Source organism: Methanolobus sp. ZRKC5 (genome assembly GCF_038446525.1).
In the GTDB taxonomy this organism is placed as follows: Archaea; Halobacteriota; Methanosarcinia; order Methanosarcinales; family Methanosarcinaceae; genus Methanolobus.
The window spans coordinates 1,293,447-1,313,398 of sequence record NZ_CP151792.1 but is presented as its reverse complement, the minus strand read 5'-3'; the positions used below and the strand labels follow the sequence as shown (position 1 = coordinate 1,313,398).

The window sequence follows — 19,952 nt, the reverse complement described above, 5'->3', positions numbered from 1 at the left end:
TTATTATCTCACTATATTATCCACCCAATTAGTTGCAGACGCAACTATTATAGCTTGTAATGCACCTAATGGATATATAGTTGCTGACGCAACTAATCGCTCGCAGAATTTGTTATCTATATTATATCAGTTCCAGCGGTACGCCCTGAAACATTTTATGTAATTCAACAAAAGAAACTTTCAGTTCCAATCTTCTCTTACATTAACATTCAGAGTGAATGGCTAATCTGCTTCGTGGGTTTTCAAGCCATGAATCCGGGTTCGAGTCCCGGCAGTAGCATGGGATTTCCTTTGCTTTTTTCTTCAAATAAGTCAAAGCACTCCTATGCTTCGCCCCTATTTCTCTTGCCTTTCAGGAGTTAGATTTAGAATGAGTTCATAGGCAGTTTTCTCATTGATGAACTCTTGAGTTTTTTTCACATCAAGAGCCTGTTCATCAATATTGTTTGCTTCCTTTCCAATATAGATACCAGAATCAGCCTGAACATGCTTCCTCTCAAGTACCTCTGTTTCCCTATCAAATTTGGATTCTGGATGATTAAATTATGGATGAATTTTCTCAATTAACATTTTAATCTATTTTTATTAGAATTGTATGAAAATTTATAACAAACCAGTATTTTTGTGTGTAAACTTACTTTCAAACACATGATATAATAATTGAGCTTCTGCAATGCTTTTTTGCATCGAAGTATACTGAAAAAAATAAACCATCACAAAAGAATACAGAATCTATATATTCTATAGAAAAGCATCATTATTTGTTCATAAAAAAAACACAATTGAACTCAATATAAAAAATTTAGAGGAGTGGAGTAAATGAAATTATACAAAATAATAGTGGCTTTGCTTGTTGCAACAACTGTTCTTTTATCAGGCTGTGCAGAGCAACCCCAAGCAGAAGAAATGGATATTGTAGAGACCGCGGTAGCTGCTGGTTCATTTAATACTCTTGTGACTGCACTTCAGGCAACAGGACTTGATGAAACCTTAAGTGGTGAAGGACCATTTACAGTATTTGCACCAACTGATGAAGCATTTGATGCATTACCCGAAGGTACTCTTGATTCATTGTTGCAAGATGAGGAGGCACTTACAGCCATACTTACCTATCATGTAGTTGCAGGGGAAGCAATGTCAACAGATCTGTCAGATATGATGGCTCTTGAAACGGTACAGGGTGAAGAGGTTATCGTGCACATAACCGACGGGAATGTAATGGTTGGCGATGCAAACGTAGTGCAGGCAGATATTGAAACCAGTAATGGAGTCATCCATGTAATAGATATGGTTATATTGCCACCGTCTACGAATAATTAATAAGTCTCCATCTCTTTTTTTTATTTTTTAGTAACTATTCAGCCTGGCACGATTTGCCTATTGGTACTGATTTCATCGAAATAGAGATGTCTGCTCACTAACAACCTAAGAATCAAAAAAGCAATCAATGGCAACAATCAAAATTAATGATCCTAATAAAATGTAGGTCTCAACTTTTTGTCAAGATTGCTATTGATAGTGTTTTTATCAGGCTGAATAGTTACCATTTTTTATTTATAAAAATACTGGCGTCTTCTTTTTCGCCAGGTTATTCAAGCTCAAGTTTCCTCTTTGGTTAATCAACATCCTTTCTACATCTATGGTCTTTATCTCGCATAGCATTCAGAGTTAATAGATTCAGCACTATTTTTCATATATAGTTATTAACCAAACTATTAATACTAATTGAGTATAACAATACTGTATGGCTAAACCCAAACAAATTCCGATAAAGCATCATCTTTCATCAGAAGAATTGCTTAAACATATTAAGTCATTAGAGAAAGACACACGAGTTCTACAACGTTTATATTTTGTTAAACATCGTTATGAAGGAGCTTCTGTTAATGAAGCAGCTAAACTTGTAGGGATATCAAAACCCGTTGCATATCAATGGCAAGAGCGGTGGAATCAAGACGGATATGAAGGATTAAAGCCTAGGTTTTCAGGAGGATGTCCTTCCAAACTCACTGATGATCAAAAAGAAAAACTAAGGGACATGTTACATGAAAGAGATGATTGGTCTACAAAAGAAGTTCAGGAACTCATTTATAATGAATTTAAGGTTCAATACACCATTAAGCAAATACTAGTGATCTTGAAGAAGTTTGGCATGCATCATGCCAAACCATATGCGCATGATTATCGAAGACCACAAAATGCAGAAGATTGTTTAAAAAAAACTTACCGTTAATCGATGATGATTGCGTTATCGGATTTCTTGATGAATCATCTCCCCAAACAACATCAAATACGGTTCGTTTATGGTCTTTCAATAAACCTGCCATCTTCAAAAACACAACCAGGATAAAAGCAAACTCCTTCGGTTTTTATGCATTGAATGGTAATTCTGTTATTGATTTCAAAGAACATTCAACCAAGGAGGATGTATGTTCGTTTTTATCAGCTGTTAAAAACAATAACATGGGAGAGAGAATCGTAATTATTCTCGACAATTTTAGATCACATCGAGCAAAATATACAGTGGAATTTGCACAGGCAAATGATATTGAATTGGTCTATTTACCTCCATATTCACCCGACTTGAATCCAATCGAATTCATCTGGAAAAGTGTCAAAAGAATTATTTCTCGCAATTTTGTGAAAGATCTGGATCATATGAAAAATCTGATTGCTGAGGCGTTTATTGATTGTTCATCAAAGATTAGCTTCGCAAGAAAATGGATTGAGACATTTCTGGATGATAAGTTAAAAATGTTAAGTTAGTAACTATAAATGCAAAGTACCTTCGTAGAAACCTATTTTCTTCCATTCTGAATAAGAATACTAATTGTCCAGCAAGAATTCGAAAAACTTGCCATTCTCAACAGCCGCATAGTTCTTTTAGAAACATGACATAATTGTATAGAGAGGAGAATACCATGGTAAGATATTGTAAAATATGCGGAGCAAAAAGTGGCAGATGCAATCATCTGGTAATTGATTTTGGTGAAAGGGAAGAGAATACGGATGAAAAAAAGGATGAAGCTAAAAAATCAGATGGTCAAAGCTAATTTCATTACGAATATTTCTTCTTCATTTGTAACTATTCAGCCTGGCACGATTTGCCTATTGATACTGATTTCATCGAAATAGAGATGTCTGCTCACTAACAATCTAACAATCAAAAAAGCAATCAATAGCAACAATCAAAATAAATGATCCTAATGAAATTTACGTTTCAACTTTTTGTCAAGATTGTTATTGATAGCGTTTTTATCAGGCTGAATAGTTACCTTCATTTAAACAAAAGTGATTCTATGTTAATAAAATTCAAATCCACAACTCCTACAATCTCTCCAACTGCTTTTGTAGCCGACAACGCAACGGTAATCGGTAATGTAACCATATCAGACGATTCCAGTGTCTGGTTCAATGCGGTCATTCGGGGTGATTCTGACATGATAAGCATTGGGAAGAGAACAAGCATACAGGACAATGTTGTCATTCACACGGATGCGCCGCAGAAGGTTGAGATTGGGGACGATGTCACGGTCGGTCATGGGGCTGTGCTGCATGGGTGCAGGATATCTAACAACGTGCTAATCGGGATGAACACCACGGTGCTGAATGGTGTTGAGATAGGGGAGAACTGTATCATCGGGGCTAATGCACTTGTGCCACCAGGAAAAAAGATACCTGCGGGAAGTCTGGTTGTAGGTGTACCGGGGAAGGTGCAGAGACAGCTTACAGAAGGTGACATCGCTCATATAACTGAGAATGCGGCGGAATATGTCGGATTGCTCAAAGAATACAAAAAGATGCAGGATAAGTGACCTTTCCTGCTGAGATGCTTATGGCAAAGTCAGATGATGGTTAATACGTATGCGATAATTCCGATTGCAAACAAAGCTGTGAATATCATGATCGTCTTTTTTCTCAGCTCTCTCTCTTTTTGTGTAAGAGGTCTTAATTCGTGCTCATGTTTCTTTTCCAGGTTCGATCCGATGAAAGTACCAATGACCAGACCAACCATATATCCTGCAAAGATACTCCCAAGTGCAATGGCAATGGGAATTCCTATTACAATACCGATTGCAAGTCCCCGTCCCATATAATGACCTCTGGGGTACTTTCCGGTATTCTTGTACTCTTCTCTTTTGAGTTTGAATGCGAATAGTGACATCACAAGTCCTGCAATGAGTAACACAAGGATGATGATCATAACAAAATTAAATGCCATGTGTCTGCTTTTGTGTCCTTTTACTTAATAGTTTACGGACAGGGGGATTTTATCCGTTCCTTACGTAACTGGCGGGATTTACAAATACTAGTGATGTGTAATATAAAGTGGAATACATAATATCCTGTTTTTTCATTGGGGTGAAGATACAGGAACAAGCCGTTTTCAGGCTCATCTTAAAAGGAGTGAAACAATGATAGTTGGGGACATAATGACTACAAATCTGGTATGTATAAAAGAAAATGATCTGATGACACATGCCAGAAAACTATTGCGTGAGAATTTCCTTCATGGTCTTCCTGTGCTGGATGATAAAAGCACTGTAGTAGGGATGCTGGATGATCAGGACATTCTGCGTCTGCACTCAAACAAATCTGAAGTAACAGTTGGTGGTTATGCACGTGAGTTCCCATTGATACTTCCTGATATGGAACTACGGGACGTGGCAAAAGCGCTTGTTGATGCACAGCAACACCGTGCTCCGGTACTAAGATCATCAACGGACAAAACAATTGCAGGCATAGTGAGCGATACGAACCTCCTGAATCAGGTCCGTCTCACAAAACTCCCACCAAAAGAGGTAGGGGAAATTATGAACAAAAAGGTAAAGACCGCATATCCTGATGACAGTATTTCCAAGATATGGGGCAATATGCTGGAATGGGATTATACGGGCATACCTGTGATATCCCACAATGACGAGGTCATGGGGATGATATCCAGGAGCGATATCATAAAAGCTGGATTTGCCAGAACAGGTAACCGTTCAAATGATTTTCACGATAGCGGATCAGGAGACGCTCCTAAAGTGGAAAAACTGATGTCGACCCCACTTTATTCGATTAGTTCCAGTACAACGGTATCCAAAGCCATCGAAACCCTCCTTCACTATGATGTTGGTCGTATATGTGTCACTGAAGACAAGAAACTCATAGGTATTGTGGACAGGTTCTCTCTTCTGAAAGAATGCCTTGTAAGTAGGGTTTTTCCATAACAAATGGAAGCCCCTTTTTTTAATTATTTTGCAGTCGTTCTTCTCTGGTAATTGTGCTTAAACCTTACTGTTCATTTCGTAGGAAATCATGTATTTGTTGCCATAATATGCGAAAAAGAACAATGCAGTGAGCAGAAACATCGATCCTATCAACATTGAGACGTATTTCATATCTTTCACGTTACTGCTGTTGTAGTAAAAGTGACCGCTGAGGATGGATGGAAGTGATATCAAAAAGTACGATAGTGGCTGTGACAAAAGTTGCAATTCCAAGTACTTTAAGCATTTCCTTCTGGATATATTTGTTAGTAAGTATTGAAACGTCAATGTCCCATTTTAATTCATTTTTCGTATCTATATCCGTCAACAACCATTAAGTGAGTTGAATGTATCTTAGTAGTCAAACCGTATGCTAATATAGTAAAACTCTATAAAATGATTATTACTTTATGATTAAAGTTGCTGATCAATTAATACACATTTTACTAAAGGACTAAACTTCAGACACCCAATCAATTTTAAATACAAGGGATATATGTTACTAAATATTATATTAACAATGTATTAATTAGTCTACTTTTAGTAAAAAATGTGATCTTATGAGCGAAATAAGAATGGTTCAATATAGAAAAAGCACAGCTCAAAGAGAATTTATTTTTCTGGTTGGTGTTGGGCTGGCAGTTCTTTTCGTTGCCAGTTTATTTGATATTTTTGAATTTACAATCCTTTTTATTGAGCAGCATGAGAACTGGGAGCTTGATGAACTCTTCATTATCGGAATATATTTGTCCGTAGCTCTCTCCATTTTCTCAGCTAGAAGATGGTCTGAAGCACAAGCGGAAATTAAGCAAAGAAAGATTCTTGAAAGGGAATTGATGATTGCAAAGGATGAAGCTGAACGGTCTGATCAATCCAAGAGTGAATTCCTTGTGAATATGAGTCATGAAATAAGGACACTTCTAAATGCCATAATTGGATTTTCAGACTTACTTCTGGAAGAGACGTTTGGTAAGCTTAATGATAAACAAAACAAGTATGCTAAACATATACTAAACAGTGGGTCTCATCTCCTTGAACTGATCAACCAAATACTTGATCTTGCGAAAATAGAGGCCGGAAAAATGGAGCTCGTTCTGGAAGACTTCATTGTGGTAGAAATAGGAAATGAAGTCAAAACTATTTTGGAAACGCTTGCACATAAGAAAGGTGTCGAACTGGTATTTAACGTCTCAGACAATAATACTATTATAACTGCTGATAAATTAAAGATCAAGCAGGCTATTTTTAATCTGGTAAGCAATGCGATTAAATTCACTCCTGAAAAAGGATTTGTAAATGTTAATCTTGAAATACAGGGTGGAAAGTTATATTTCAGTGTGAAGGATTCTGGTATTGGAATGGACAAGGATGACCTTAAAGCAATTTTTGACCCATTCATTCAGGTTAAATCATCGAATAATGCACAGTATAATGGTACAGGTCTTGGTTTGTCTATTACTGAAAAAATCATTAAATTGCATGATGGGCGTATCTGGGCTGAAAGTGTAGTGGATGAAGGTTCAATTTTTGTATTTGACATTCCCCTTCAATGAATTTAACTTAACATATCATTGATATGCTTTCAATATTAGTATGTCATTAAATAATTTCATGCCTTTAAAATTTAATCAAGGTTTAATTTAAATACTGACTAATCGTAAATATTATTAAGGGTTGGAGAGTGGCTCATAAAAGGAATGTTTCGGAAAGAAATGCCTTTATATAATGGTGGATGTAGAGGTGTTTCTTTTTAGAACATCATTCCTTTTTCTGGAAGTGTGCAATAGCAAGATTATCGCCGTTCCAAAGTAAAACCTGAGCATGCAGGAATTGCGATTTGTAATCTGTTTTTTCAATGCTGATTTCAATAAATGTGGCTGGGCTATATTTGTAGCCCATAAATAATTTCAATTATTTCCAGCATGAAGCTTCAGGTATTCCCTGTCTCAGTCTATCTAACTGAAGTTTCTTTGCTTCGTTGTATCTTCTCCATAGAAGGAAAAAACCAATAACTGCCACAATTACCTGACCCATGAATACATTTACCACTGACTGCGGGAATATGGCTAACACTTCAGGCAGGCCGTTCCATAGTCCATGGAGTGCCGCTACTGTCAGATATGCACCGATGACTTTGTAATTGATGTGGAACATTCGTGGTCCGCTTTCCCTGAACATCACACTAACAAGGATAGCTGTCCATGTACCGTGTCCTATGGGTGCGATAACTCCTCTTATCAGGGTTATAAGAACTGTCTGGGAGAGGCTGCCGCCGCTTGCCAGAAAGGCCGTGAAGGCGTAACCGGTGCTTTCAAGCGCTGCAAAGCCCATACCAGAGGCAGCACCAAGGATAAGTCCATCCATTTCAGAATCATGGAGGCAGCGTTTGGCAATTATAAGAACGCCTAATATCTTGGCAAACTCTTCTATCAGTCCGACCTCAAAAGAATAGAGTAATTCATGTTGTGACAGGAATATCGGTTCCAGTGTAGCTGCAGCCAGAACTCCCAGAAGTCCGCCGTAAAAGAATGCCCATGCCGTTGTTGGCATGTCAAGTTTGCTCAAGTGTCTTCTCTGGTAGAAAAAGGCTACATATGTGATAGGTACAAGAAAGTTGCCAAGCATGACCACCGTGGGGAATATGTTTGTATTGCGGGTTGCTGCAAGTGCGAACACTCCGAATACGTAAAGGAGTAACCCGCCTGAGAATACTTTAAGCCAGGATAAATTTCGCTCGTTTCTTGTTTCTTCGTAGATAGCCTGTTCTTCCATTATGGTTACCATTTAAGAATGCTTCTTTTTTTGGCTTACAGAGCGGGTGTGGTCAATATTTTCTCCGCCAAAGCCTCCTGACTGCATCTCTGCTTCAATCCATACTTTTCAGTATTATTGTTTAACTTCTGTAATAATAACAAAGTTAATCATTATTAAAGCATGCTTGATCTCACTTCATTCGATTTTTTAATATAGGGTATGTTCTCATATTGAATCCGATATAATTGTTCTTAATTTGCATGGAGTTATCACAGATGCGAGAATCAGCTAAGGATTATATGATCACTGAGCGGGAAAGAAAACAGCTTCTTGCAGCATTACATGTCCGGCTTTTCTGGGTGGGCGAGGAAGTACCCTATTCAGTCGAGATAAAAGGACGTAAGTGTAAGTTGCATGATCTTGTCTGGAATCTCTTAAACAAGGATACGCTATCAACTGAAGACACAAAGCATATTGATATGTACATTTCTTACCTCAGAGAAAAGGAAAAAGAGGATGAACTGGAGTTAGCTACAAAGAAACTCTCACACAAGGAGGCAAAGACTCTTTTTGATGAGACTGCCGGGCTACTGCGGGCAATAATGGACCTGAGGGGGATTGAAGACGGAACTACAAAGGAGAAAGAAAAGGAGTTTCATGACATATTTTCCAGGGAACGTGTGGTCGAAGCTCGCAAATGGCTTCAATTCCTGAAGGATAATGGGGACTTACAATAGGATATGCGGTGTGGTCAGGGACCTTGAGAGGACCTGATTTCCATTTTCGGCATTTTGTAACTTCAATACTTGATACGCTCCCGATGAAGATATCAGTCTCATTGGTAAAGACATCAAGAAGACTATGTGTGATAATGTTACTTACATGTCTTCGTTTTTTAGGGTCAACTACGTATCTAAGGTGCATTTCTATTCTGTCACCCTCGATCTGCATAAAGGCCTTTGTGTCAACATCGTAAGTTGTTAACAGGTATTTCTCTTCCATATTGGAAAGTTCTTTTTTGGAATATTCAACGTAATCTTTTATGAGCTCACTCGTGGATCCAATGCTATCTTTTTTGCTTTTTCCCAGTTACTTCCAAGAGCCAGGATAATGGTCACCTCATCCCATATGAACGAGAAGTCATGTGTGTAGTTCTTCACTGTAGTGTTCAGGATGTATGCAAGCAGAATTATTAATGACGCCTGTATAAGTTTTGCAAGCAAAGCCTCATAGTTTTCAGCATAGTCTGTGAGGTAATTGGTGTAAGAAAATATTAGAATAAGGGCAGTAAAGAATAAAATACCAATATTGTTCCTCCCACTCACAGAATAATCTTGAACATGATACTATAATAATTTCATCCGTTAGTTGGGACTAGTGTTTGAATGTATGTGGCAAAGTGTTGAGTACTATGCGATAAATTCCAATTCCTGCAAATATACAAAACATGAATGTAACTAGTTGAGCATTGATTTCACCTGGCATGATGGCCATTGCAAAAAAGAGAACGATTGTCATTATCCTTGCCAATTTAAATCTTGCAGCTTCAAGAGTTTTTCCAGTTCTGTCTCCGACACTTTCTAATTTAGTCGGTCCCATGATTACAGGCAGGAACAGTGCAGTTCCAAATACAAAAATCAACATATTTTCCAATGGATATGTAAATACCACTGCATTTTTTTCAATTAGAATAACAATTGAAGTTACCAGTAATATAATTCCTGCCGCAAGATGATGTTTTGCCGGATCTTTCAGTCTGCTGTCTAGTATAAGTCCCGCAGCTGTCAGAATACCGTAAATGAAGGATGTGTGGTATGCCAGTATTATCCCAACCACAGCGACTAACAAAGAATCCATTATTCCCGCAGGCATGCCAGTTGAATGATTAATTGTTCTTAGGAGTATGACGAGCCAAACAAATGAAAGTAAGGGTGGTATTTCTGAAAATATGATAACTGCAAGTGCCAGAAATACAGTTACAAAAGCACTCCAATTGTTGTCCGGGTCAAGTTCCCTTGAGATCGCCCATAGAAGAAATATTAGTAAACCTGTCCTTATTCCTGTTATCAGGCTTACATGGTTCGTATCTCCGTGAATTGCACTGGCAAGTACAATAGCAGCAAAAGTGAGCAGTGCAATAATGGCTATCAATTTGTTTGTTAAATAATTGAGGTTCAGAGGGCGACCTATATTAGTTATTTTGTTGATGTCCATCTTTGTAAAGGGTGATACGATATGATTTCTAGTTTTCTGATGTTATCTTTTTTCATAACGAACAGACATCATCATTATGATAATCATTATATGCCATAGTATAGATATATTTATATATTATGATTTGATAGTTGGTATTGTTGTCACATACTAAGATGGAATGTGACTGAATGTCCCAAATGGTACGATATGGACATTATTAAAACCCGCCAAAAACGGAATTGGATTACACAGGAATGTGAACGTTAAGGTACTTCCCCCTCAGTATCTCCCACAAAATGTTTGCGTACGTTCACATTTCCTCCGTCAATTCATTTGGCGTGGAGTATGAGTTAAAGGCGAGGAGTATTAGTTGTGAAGGGTTTGCATTCCGTTTTTCATGGAATGCGGGTTATTGTCATTTCACTTCACTCAATACCTTCATCTATCTTTCTGGCAGTTTCATACATCCACAATGCATCTTCTTTTCTTCCCATTAGTTCCAGGGTATATCCAAGATTTTGCAGTGTAATGGTCACATTAGAGCGGTATGCCGGGTTATCAGGTTCTATCTCCATAATTTCTGCATAGGTCTTCAGGGCAGTTTCGTAACTTTTCTTTGCATCAGTATGCATTTCCATGCTAAGGAAAAAGGAACCAATTCCATCTAAAACTCCTGCATAATCAAGCTGATGTGCTGTGTTTGAAGGATTCGCATCCATCAATGACCTGTAAGTTTGAAGAGACATCTCATATCTGGCTTTTGCCTCATCAACGTTATTCTGACTTGTTGCAAGCTCTGCTATTCTTGCATGTAGGGCTGCAACCCTTTCAATTGGGAAAATGTTCTCCGGTTCCAGTTCAGCCAATACTTTGTATGCATCAAGGGCATAGTTGCACATGTACCCGGATTCTTCAGTTTCTCCTTTTTCAGAAAGGACATGTGCGATGTTCTCAATAACAGATGCACGGTTGGCATGGATCGAAACATCGTTTCCATTCATTTCCAGCAGCTTGTTATATTTTGTAAGCAGGAATTCAAGCATTTCAAGTTCCTCAGACCCTTGCTTTGTGTCAGCTGACACTTTAAACTTTTCAAGCAGTTTGAGTATTTTAGGCAGGTATATGTTTGTGGTTTCCATTTCCTGAAGTTGTTCATATACCTGAAGTGCTTCTCTGTTTTGTCCCATTGCAACCATAATGTCAGCTATCTTTCCCTGTAGTTCCTTGATCATGGTTGCATTTTTTCCATGCTCATCGGATACAAGTCCAAGTAATTCAGTTCTGATATCCAGTATGTTGTCATACTCTTTTTTCAGGACTTCTACATTACCTGTGTTGTCCGCTTTCCTTTCCTTTTCAAGTAGTATCTCATCTACTCTGTCCGCATATCCTCTGTCGGAGCTTCCCGTCTTTATAAGCTGAATATAACTGCTCAAAGCATCATCGATCTGTCCAAGACTTAACTGTGTTTGTGCTATGTTTTCCAGAACTTCATTCATTTTGGAATCATCCCCTGTTGCATGTGTGACAGTTTCGAACGTCATGAGAGCTTTTTTGAAATTATCAAGAGCTTCTGTGTAAGCACCCTTTTCGGTAAATATCTTAGCAATTTCATAACAAATTTCTGCATTGATCAGTCCAAACTCCAGACTTTCCTGACTCACTGTCAAAATCTTTGTTTCCAGCTTTTCGTAAAAACCCAATTTAGTATCAATGTCATCTGTCAGTTCTATAAGTGCAAGCATGTCTTCTATAATAGACACTCCTGCCTGCAGGCTTGAATTATCCTCGAATTCAATTTTAAGGACCTGTAATGCAATGTCAACAGATTCTTCAATTCTTTGCATTGCTTCCTCAACTCTGCCTGTTTCTTTTAGCAGGTTCCCAATAATGTCAAGAGAAAAAGCTACATTTAACTGGTAAGATGTATTTGATGGCATGGATGCCAGTAATTTTCTGGACATTTCCAGGATCGATCCGTATTTTTCCAGCAATTTATCCGATTGCTCTTCATTTTCCAGAAGCCTGTTCATATCCCTAAGAAGCTTGGTAAGCATCTTCCTGTTAGCAGGATCATCTGGATCTTCGTCAAACTGCTTTGAAACGATTTCCAGCGTTTCCTGAAGTTTCATAAATGCAGCATCATGTTCTCCTTCGTTTTCGAGTATGCGTGCAAAATTCTGTAAAGCCGTGAGCATTTTTGAAGACTCAACATTATTTTCACGTGTTTCTTCAAGGTACATTTCCAGCAATTGCTCATATCTTTCTCCGTCCATTCCGCTTGTACTTTCCACAGGAATGTTCAGCAGGTTCCCAAGTATTGTGGTTCTCTTGAGCTGATATTCAACATCTTCTTTTTCGTTCTCAGATGTCTTCTCATAGAGCGTGAAAGCTTCTTCAAATCTCTCTAAAGCTTCATCATTTTCTCTCATTTCCGCAAGGAGTGCACCCATATTGTTGAGTGTTGAAACTGCATTTGATATGTGTGATGTGTTTGAAGGCTCTTTCTCAATTAGTTCTCTGTAGATTTGTGCAGATGTCTCGTATTTATCCCTTGCTTCTTCTTTTTTTTCCATATTTTCAAGGGCATTTCCCATATTGCTGAACATACTTGCTCTTTGTTCAGGAGCCATATATTCCGGATTTTTTTCAAGGATATCAGAAGCTGCAATGTATCTTTCAACTGCTGCTTCTTTTTTATCATGTGAAAACAACAGGTCTGCGTATGTCTGCAATACTGCTACCAGTATCTGAGGTGATTCTGCTTCCTTTGCCTGCTTTTCAGCCTGTTCAAGGGTTTCAAGCGCATCTTCATGCAGTCCTTTCTCAATGAGGCTTACTCCTTTGTTGAAGTGCCTGAATGCCATATCTCTTGCTCTTTTGGACATATTGCTCTCGGTTCTTTGATAATGATAGTTAACAAGATAGCTCATTCTATTTATTTTCTGCCGGGAAAATAATAGTGAATGATTACATTGATTCTGCTTTTTAGGTGGAAGTATCTTATTTAATAGTAACCCTGTTCTTAGTTACATCGATAACCTTTTCTATAAATTCATCTTTGAACTCTGAATAAACCTCCAATGTAAACTGCACAACATCAGAGTAATCAGTTTTCTTAATTGTTCCATATTCAGGCATCAGCTTGGTGATAGTGTCAATGTCCGAATAATATGAATCTATGTGTATGCTTGTCGTTTCATGGACCTCTATAATTCCGGCACTCTCTATGGCTTCGATTGCGGTTTCCCTGTATGCTCTGGCAAGTCCTCCAAAACCCAGTTTAACGCCGCCAAAATATCTGCTCACGACCACAGCTACATTGCTTAGCTCCTTCATCTCCAGAACTTTGAATACTGGTTTTCCCGAACTTCCGGCAGGTTCCCCGTCATCATCATACTTCATCGCAAGCACGTTGTCTGAATTTATGAGGTATGCAGAAACGTTGTGATTCGCATCACTATGTTTATTTTTGATTAGATTGATGAAGTCCTTCGCTTCACATTCATCCTTTACAGGAACTGCGTAAGCAATAAAGGTCGAGTTCTTGAAATCCTGCTGCGAATGGCCGTTTTCTTTCAATGTCCTATGACTTGGCAATTAAATTCTCCATAATAGCTATATAGTAGGTTTTATAAGTATCCGTTTTGAATTAGATAAATGTAAATACTTAAAAATGCTATATTATACTCATAAGTGTTAGCACTTTATTATTCCTCTCAGGTAATGTCATGCTCTTTAAAAACCCTGCTCTTTATGTAATGATCCTTCTGGCAGTATTTTATTTATGTCCTTTAGCTGACAGCTTGGGACCGGAAGCCAGTGGCTTGAACGCTATTGGAATTTCCCTGACTAAGAACGGTACATATGATGAAGCTCTTATCTATTATGACAAAGCACTTGAAGCAGACCCTGATAACATTCAGGCACTAGACAATAAGGGTTCGACACTTTTTCTGATGGGGGATTACACCGAAGCATCAAAGGCGTATGACCGGATACTTTCCAGTTACCCTGATTCCCCAGTTGCTCTTTTCAAAAAAGCTCTTTCACTGTCAGGACAGGAAGACTATGAAGGGGCTCTTATCTATTATAACAGATCCCTTCAATTGCTATCAAATGAAAGTGTTTCTGATTACGAAACTATTTTTGATGTCGGTCTTTTTTCCTTTGAGGAAGTTCCCCTGAAATCAGAAATAAATTATGTAGATTATGACCTCAGAATTCCAAGTATATGGTACCAAAAAGCACTGGCACTTGAGGCTCTTGGAAGGCACAATGAATCCCTCTACTATTATGATCAAATCCTGGATTTTGCAAATTCACATTCAATCGAGCTTGCAAGGCGTGCAGGCAGTTTATATGAGCTTGGCAAATACAATGAATCCATAAGTGTTTATAATGAAGCGCTTGGGATCGAGCCTGACAATACTGCTTACTGGTATGGAAAAGGTCTTGCCTATGATGGCCTGGGTGATTTTCAGAATGCTATAACATCTTATGATCGGGCTTTAGAATTCGAACCTGACAATATCAATGCACATTATAATAAGGCTCTGGACCTTGAGAATATGGGGCAACTTGAAATTGCAGTGAAGCAATATGATGCACTTCTCACGGTGGATCCATATGCAGTTGATGCATGGTACAAAATGGGAAAAGCCTATGAGCAGCTTGGAAATTTTGAATCTGCCCTGAAAGCCTATGACCAGTTTCTCATTTATGAACCTGAAAATGCTGAGGTATGGACTCACAAAGGTGCTGTCCTTGATATCATGGGAAAGTATTCAGAGGCCATAGAAGCTTATGATAAGGCATTGAAACTTGGACCCGACAGTACAACAGTAGAGTCTTTTGGTTCGGGAGCTGCTCTATTCGGTGTTCCTGTGGGAGTTTTAGATTGTTACGGAAGTACTCCTGAATTCAAGTCCGATTCTGCTTTGCTGTGGTTTAACAAAGGTCTTGCTTTCTATAAGATGGCTGACTATGAAAGCGCCATCGTGGCACTTAATAATGCAGGCTATATTGAGCCTGATTTCCCAATTATCTGGTATAAAAAAGCCAATGCGTATGATAGTCTTGAGCTATACGATGAAGCCATTGATGCATACGAAAAAGGTTTGAAGATCGACAATTCATGTGCAAGGGTTCACTATGACCTTGCCCTTGACTACGATCGACTTGGTGAATACAACGCGGCCCAAAAAGCATATTCCAGAGCTGTAAAACTGGAGCCAAACTTCACAGCAGCTCTTTACAATAGGGGCCTTGATCTTGATAATCTCGGTAAATATGATGATTCTGTTGAAGTTTACGACAAAGTACTTGAGTTACATCCTGACTCTGTTGATGCATGGCTCAGAAAAGGCAATGCTCTGCATGAACTCCGCAGATACGAAAAAGCTGTGGTATCTTATGAACAGGTGCTTCAATTGGATCCGACTCATTCAGTGGCCAGATTCCAGTTGAGTGTGAATCAGGATCTACTTGGGGACATTAACAGCTCATTTTCACACTATCCGAAGACTTCCACGTTCTTTGGGGTAATGGATGAAGATATTTTCAGTTCGGACGTATTGATCTGGTATACTTCTGATTCGTTTTCAAATGGCAATACCAACAGTCTGGATAACGCAGAAATACTTGGAGATGTCATCAGTTACGACAAAGTGTGGGTTTCAAGGGGTTCTACCTTTGAAAATATGCTGATGACGGACAAAGCAATTGATTCTTATACAAAAGCCATACTTCTTAACCCGGAGTCTGCAGAGGCATGGGCAAGTATGGCGGCATCCTATGACCAGATTGGCAATTACGCTGATGCGTTTGTCTGTTATGAAAATGCAGTATTACTTGAACCCGGTAATTTACAGGCCTGGTACAAGAAGGGTCTTTCACACTATAATAACGGAGATAATCAACTGGCAGTTGAATCCTTTGAGAAGGTACTGGAGAAAGAGCCTGCAAATTATGATGCTCTTTACTTTAAGGCTTCATCCTACGATGATCTCGGTATGTATAACGAGTCTCTCCAGTCTTATGAAACCATACTGCAAAAGGATACCCAGAACACGGATGTATGGTACAGGGCAGGTTATGCTGCATACCAGCTTGGAACTTATGACAGGTCGATAGATGCTTTCAACAATGTTCTGAAATATGATCCGACAAATGCCACTGTGCTTAAATTCCAAAGCAGCTCCGCAGTAGAACTTGGAAGGTACGAAATTGCATTGGGTTTCTATGAAAGGATGCTTTCTGTTACTCCTGCAGATTCTATTGCAATGTTTGGGCAGGCATCAGTCTATGAAAAGCTTGGAAAATATGAGGGAGCAATTGAAACTTACGACAGGATCCTTGAATTGGAACCTGGTAATCCCCGGGCTCTGAACAGCAAAGGTTTTACTTACTATCTTATGGGCAACCTGGCAAGTGCCTCGTCAACATTTGAAATGGCAGCAAGTTCTGATCCGAACAGTGCATCTGCCTGGTATCATCTGGGTATGCTGTCGTACCTGAGGAGCAGTCACACAGGTTCAATCTATTATTATGAGAAGGCACTGGAAATTGATCCGTCATGCACTACTGGTTGGTATAACAAAGGTTTCATTCATAATATCCTCGGGGATGCCGATGCTGCAGTGGAATGCTATGATAAGGTGCTGGCCATCGATCCAAATTCCACATCTGCTCTTTACAATAAACAGTTTGCACTGTATCGTATCGGTAAATCCGTTACTGCCGATGCAGCAAAAGAGGAGCTGGATGCAATTGATCCGGGTTTTGTAGCTTCCCTTGATGACAGAGGTACTAAATTCTTCCTGCCATCTGCTTATAGTGATACACTGGATTATGAACTGCCTCATAGGTGGTACAACAGTGCAACTGCATGAAGTGTGACTCTGTTTATCACATAAGATTTATCGTGTATGGGGGCAATTACGTCCCATGCTACGTTCCCTTATTTTTGACATGGACGGTGTACTTGTCGATTCCATGATGTACCATGCACAGGCGTGGATACAGGTTTCAAGTGAGGTTGGTGTCAATGTCACGCCTGCAGATATATATGAGATCGAAGGTGCCAATCACAGGCTTGGTCTGCAGTGGCTCTTCCAAAAAGCTGGCAGGGATTTTGAGCCGGAGATGTATGAAAATGTTCTTCAAAGGAAAATTGAGATTTTTAATAGCATTGCCGATGTGAAAGCATTTGATGGTATGGCAGATTGTCTCAGTGCCCTAAAGAATAATTTCAGGCTGGCGGTTGTCACAGGTTCTGAGCGGGCTACAGTTGAATCTTTCATGGACCAGTTCTTTCCGGGCGTCTTTGATGTTGTGGTCTCTGGTGAGGATGTACACTATGGAAAGCCGTATCCTGAACCTTACCTTAAAGCTGTTGAGATGCTTGGTATTGCAAAGGACGAGTGCATTGTAATAGAGAATGCACCCATGGGCGTTGAATCTGCAAAAAAGGCAGGTCTTTACTGTGTAGGTGTGCCAACGTATGTATCTCCTGAGAAGTTATCTGAGGCAGACCTAATATTGGAGGACCACACAATACTGCAGAACTATCTCTATAATATTCTTGAAGGCCAGGATTCGTAAGGTTTTAAAACCAATCTCTCAATATACTTAGCATGGAAGAAAATGCTGAAGCTGATATGAAAGAAATGCTGGCAAACAACATGGGCAGTCTGAAGGAACTTTTCCGTGAGACTCCCAGTATGGAACACCTTCTCCAGATAGTCGCTACTTATCATGGGATGGAGCAAACCGAACGTGGTATTGGTTTTGCAGAAGCTTTCATCATGCAGATAGAGGGTGAAAAGGATCGGCTGGTGCAGACTTCTATGGTTCTGGAGATGGTGGACGAAAATGAAGAAGCACTTTCTTATCTTGATGAAGCTGAGATCAAATTCCCTGATGATGCTCAGGTGAAAAATCACCGTGGCATGCTTTTGAACAAGTTGACGGAATTTGAGAAGGCTCTTACTATATATGAAGGTCTGCTGGAAATCAGTCCCACATCCCTTGAATCACTTTCAGGTAAGCTCATAGCATTGACAGGTCTTGAAAGGCATGGGGATGTACTGAAATTGTATAAAACATCTATTGCTATAACACCCTCAAATCCACAGGACTGGCATTTCAAGGGTGTAATTGATGGAATCCTCAAGGATTATTTTGAAGCTGAAAAAGGCGATTCTATTACTGAAGGCCAGGCTGACAAATTGTCTCAGAGTTTTAACTCTATTGACCATATAATAGACGGGCTTGGACCTGAGGTTCGTAATTTTTACATGATGGGGAATTTTGCAGGCAAAGAAATATATCATGAAATACTGGAAAACAAAGACTGAGTTTTCCAATATTTTTGTTAAGAAATCTCTTTTTATTTCCTTTTTGTATGTTAATAGCATATATTTTATCCCAATTAGGATTGTTATTCTCTTAAAAGGGTAACTTTTATAATGGTTTTTGCCACATTTGCTATATGGACAAGTACAGTGTGAAATGCCTTCAATGTGGCGAAGTTCATGATTCTTATTCACTAAACTGTAAAAAGGATGATGAGTCTCTCCTTCGTGCTTATTATGCATCAAAACAGTTGATTCCAACAGATATGCCAGGTATATGGAAATACTACAACTGGTTGCCTGTCACTGGTATTATAGAAGATGGTTCTGGAAGAACGATCACTTACAAAAGTGAGAACCTTGCTTTGGCCATCGGTCTTGATGACCTGTGGATTGCTTTTAACGGTTACTGGCCGCAGAAGAATGCATATCTGATGACATGTACCTTCAAGGATCTCGAGTCATTCCCGACCATGCAGAGACTCAGAGAACAGGAAGATAAAAGAATAATGGTTGTGGCATCCGCAGGTAACACAGCCAGGGCATTTGCCCATGTATGCAGTATAACCGGACAGCCACTTCTCCTTGTGGTCCCAAAGGAAAGTGTTCACAGATTGTGGACATTACATGACGATAATCATTCAGTCTGCCTTGTAACTGTGGAAGGGGACTATTTCGATGCCATAGCCCTTGCAGGCAAGATAGCATCCAGAGAAGGTTTTGTGAACGAGGGCGGTGCCAAAAATATTGCCAGACGCGATGGCATGGGCACTGTTATGCTGGATGCGGTCCTGACTTCCAATGAACTACCTGCTCATTATTTCCAGGCAGTGGGGAGTGGTACCGGCGGTATCTCCGCCTGGGAAGCATCCATGAGATTACTTGAAGATGGAAGGTTTGGAAACACTCTGCCAAAACTTCATCTGGGTCAAAGTCTCCCATGCGCTCCGCTTTATTCTCTCTGGCATGATACTGATGCAGTTGATGCTGCGTGTCCTGATGGGATGTATGATGATGTTCTCTTTAACAGGAAACCGCCTTTCGCCGTTAAAGGTGGCGTAAAAGATGCTCTTGAAGCAACTAACGGCAGTATCTATGCTGTAAGCAACAAGGAAGCATCCGATGCCCAGGAACTCTTTGAGAATTCAGAGGGCATAGACATAAATCCGGCTGCTGCAGTTGCAGTTGCCACGCTGATTCAGGCTGTAAAAGCTGGTAATGTAAAGTCCGGCGAAAAAATAGTTCTCAATATCACAGGTGGCGGACAAAAATGTTTGATGCAGGATCATGAATTAAAACAACTGCATGTTTCCCTTGCGGTATCGGCAAAAGATGAAGAAGCAGAGAATAAAGTAATAAAAACGGTAGCAGAAAAATTTGGTGTATAATT

17 protein-coding genes and 1 pseudogene are annotated in these 19,952 nt (G+C 39.3%); 11 read left to right on the top strand and 7 right to left on the bottom strand.

Features of this window, described 5'->3' with window-relative positions; genetic code table 11:
- Positions 1-819 precede the first annotated feature (819 nt).
- From WN948_RS06380 to WN948_RS06365, 4 genes and pseudogenes are all read left to right on the top strand, one after another.
- A complete protein-coding gene (locus tag WN948_RS06380) occupies positions 820-1,320 on the top strand; it encodes a fasciclin domain-containing protein (protein WP_342306161.1) in 501 nt (166 codons plus the stop codon).
- Positions 1,321-1,744: 424 nt separating this feature from the next.
- A pseudogene (locus tag WN948_RS06375) lies at positions 1,745-2,766 on the top strand (IS630 family transposase).
- A 155-nt stretch (positions 2,767-2,921) separates the two neighbouring features.
- Positions 2,922-3,053, top strand: coding sequence for a hypothetical protein (locus WN948_RS06370; protein ID WP_342306160.1), 132 nt, complete (start codon positions 2,922-2,924; stop codon positions 3,051-3,053).
- A gap of 246 nt (positions 3,054-3,299) precedes the next feature.
- Entirely contained in the window at positions 3,300-3,815 is a 516-nt protein-coding gene (locus tag WN948_RS06365; RefSeq protein WP_342306159.1) for a gamma carbonic anhydrase family protein, read from the top strand.
- Between the two features lie 29 nt (positions 3,816-3,844).
- Here the strand turns inward: WN948_RS06365 and WN948_RS06360 are convergent, their stop codons facing one another.
- Positions 3,845-4,222, bottom strand: a complete 378-nt coding sequence (locus WN948_RS06360) for a hypothetical protein (RefSeq protein WP_342306158.1) — start codon at positions 4,220-4,222, stop codon at positions 3,845-3,847.
- Positions 4,223-4,415: 193 nt separating this feature from the next.
- Here WN948_RS06360 and WN948_RS06355 point away from each other — a divergent pair, with 193 nt between their 5' ends.
- Complete coding sequence (locus WN948_RS06355; protein ID WP_342306157.1) at positions 4,416-5,216, top strand: CBS domain-containing protein; 801 nt, start codon at positions 4,416-4,418, stop codon at positions 5,214-5,216.
- 181 nt (positions 5,217-5,397) lie between these two features.
- On the opposite strand, the gene WN948_RS06350 is transcribed toward WN948_RS06355, so the two are convergent.
- Positions 5,398-5,583, bottom strand: coding sequence for a hypothetical protein (locus WN948_RS06350; RefSeq protein WP_342306156.1), 186 nt, complete (start codon positions 5,581-5,583; stop codon positions 5,398-5,400).
- A 232-nt stretch (positions 5,584-5,815) separates the two neighbouring features.
- Between WN948_RS06350 and WN948_RS06345 the strand changes: the two genes are divergently transcribed.
- Positions 5,816-6,808 (top strand): ATP-binding protein, encoded by a 993-nt coding sequence (locus tag WN948_RS06345; RefSeq protein WP_342306155.1) that lies wholly within the window; start codon positions 5,816-5,818, stop codon positions 6,806-6,808.
- A gap of 358 nt (positions 6,809-7,166) precedes the next feature.
- Here the strand turns inward: WN948_RS06345 and WN948_RS06340 are convergent, their stop codons facing one another.
- Positions 7,167-8,039, bottom strand: a complete 873-nt coding sequence (locus tag WN948_RS06340; RefSeq protein ID WP_342306154.1) for a PrsW family intramembrane metalloprotease — start codon at positions 8,037-8,039, stop codon at positions 7,167-7,169.
- 245 nt (positions 8,040-8,284) lie between these two features.
- On the opposite strand from WN948_RS06340, the gene WN948_RS06335 reads away from it, so the two are divergent.
- Positions 8,285-8,746: a DUF5788 family protein gene (locus tag WN948_RS06335; RefSeq protein ID WP_342306153.1), complete on the top strand. Its 462-nt coding sequence runs from the start codon at positions 8,285-8,287 to the stop codon at positions 8,744-8,746.
- A 303-nt stretch (positions 8,747-9,049) separates the two neighbouring features.
- Here the strand turns inward: WN948_RS06335 and WN948_RS06330 are convergent, their stop codons facing one another.
- The 4 genes from WN948_RS06330 to WN948_RS06315 all read right to left on the bottom strand — a co-directional run bounded on the left by WN948_RS06330 (position 9,050) and on the right by WN948_RS06315 (position 13,805).
- The gene (locus WN948_RS06330) at positions 9,050-9,334 is read right to left on the bottom strand and encodes a hypothetical protein (protein ID WP_342306152.1); all 285 of its coding nucleotides are present in this window, start codon (positions 9,332-9,334) and stop codon (positions 9,050-9,052) included.
- A 49-nt stretch (positions 9,335-9,383) separates the two neighbouring features.
- The gene (locus WN948_RS06325) at positions 9,384-10,223 is read right to left on the bottom strand and encodes a hypothetical protein (RefSeq protein WP_342306151.1); all 840 of its coding nucleotides are present in this window, start codon (positions 10,221-10,223) and stop codon (positions 9,384-9,386) included.
- 407 nt (positions 10,224-10,630) lie between these two features.
- Positions 10,631-13,093, bottom strand: coding sequence for a tetratricopeptide repeat protein (locus WN948_RS06320; RefSeq protein WP_342306150.1), 2,463 nt, complete (start codon positions 13,091-13,093; stop codon positions 10,631-10,633).
- 115 nt (positions 13,094-13,208) lie between these two features.
- Positions 13,209-13,805: a YigZ family protein gene (locus WN948_RS06315; protein WP_342306149.1), complete on the bottom strand. Its 597-nt coding sequence runs from the start codon at positions 13,803-13,805 to the stop codon at positions 13,209-13,211.
- A 131-nt stretch (positions 13,806-13,936) separates the two neighbouring features.
- Here WN948_RS06315 and WN948_RS06310 point away from each other — a divergent pair, with 131 nt between their 5' ends.
- The 4 genes from WN948_RS06310 to WN948_RS06295 all read left to right on the top strand — a co-directional run bounded on the left by WN948_RS06310 (position 13,937) and on the right by WN948_RS06295 (position 19,950).
- Positions 13,937-17,098, top strand: a complete 3,162-nt coding sequence (locus WN948_RS06310; RefSeq protein WP_342306148.1) for a tetratricopeptide repeat protein — start codon at positions 13,937-13,939, stop codon at positions 17,096-17,098.
- Between the two features lie 55 nt (positions 17,099-17,153).
- Positions 17,154-17,810, top strand: a complete 657-nt coding sequence (locus tag WN948_RS06305) for an HAD family phosphatase (protein ID WP_342306147.1) — start codon at positions 17,154-17,156, stop codon at positions 17,808-17,810.
- A 56-nt stretch (positions 17,811-17,866) separates the two neighbouring features.
- Positions 17,867-18,565: a hypothetical protein gene (locus WN948_RS06300; RefSeq protein WP_342306146.1), complete on the top strand. Its 699-nt coding sequence runs from the start codon at positions 17,867-17,869 to the stop codon at positions 18,563-18,565.
- Between the two features lie 134 nt (positions 18,566-18,699).
- Complete coding sequence (locus WN948_RS06295; RefSeq protein ID WP_342306145.1) at positions 18,700-19,950, top strand: cysteate synthase; 1,251 nt, start codon at positions 18,700-18,702, stop codon at positions 19,948-19,950.
- Positions 19,951-19,952: the final 2 nt, after the last annotated feature.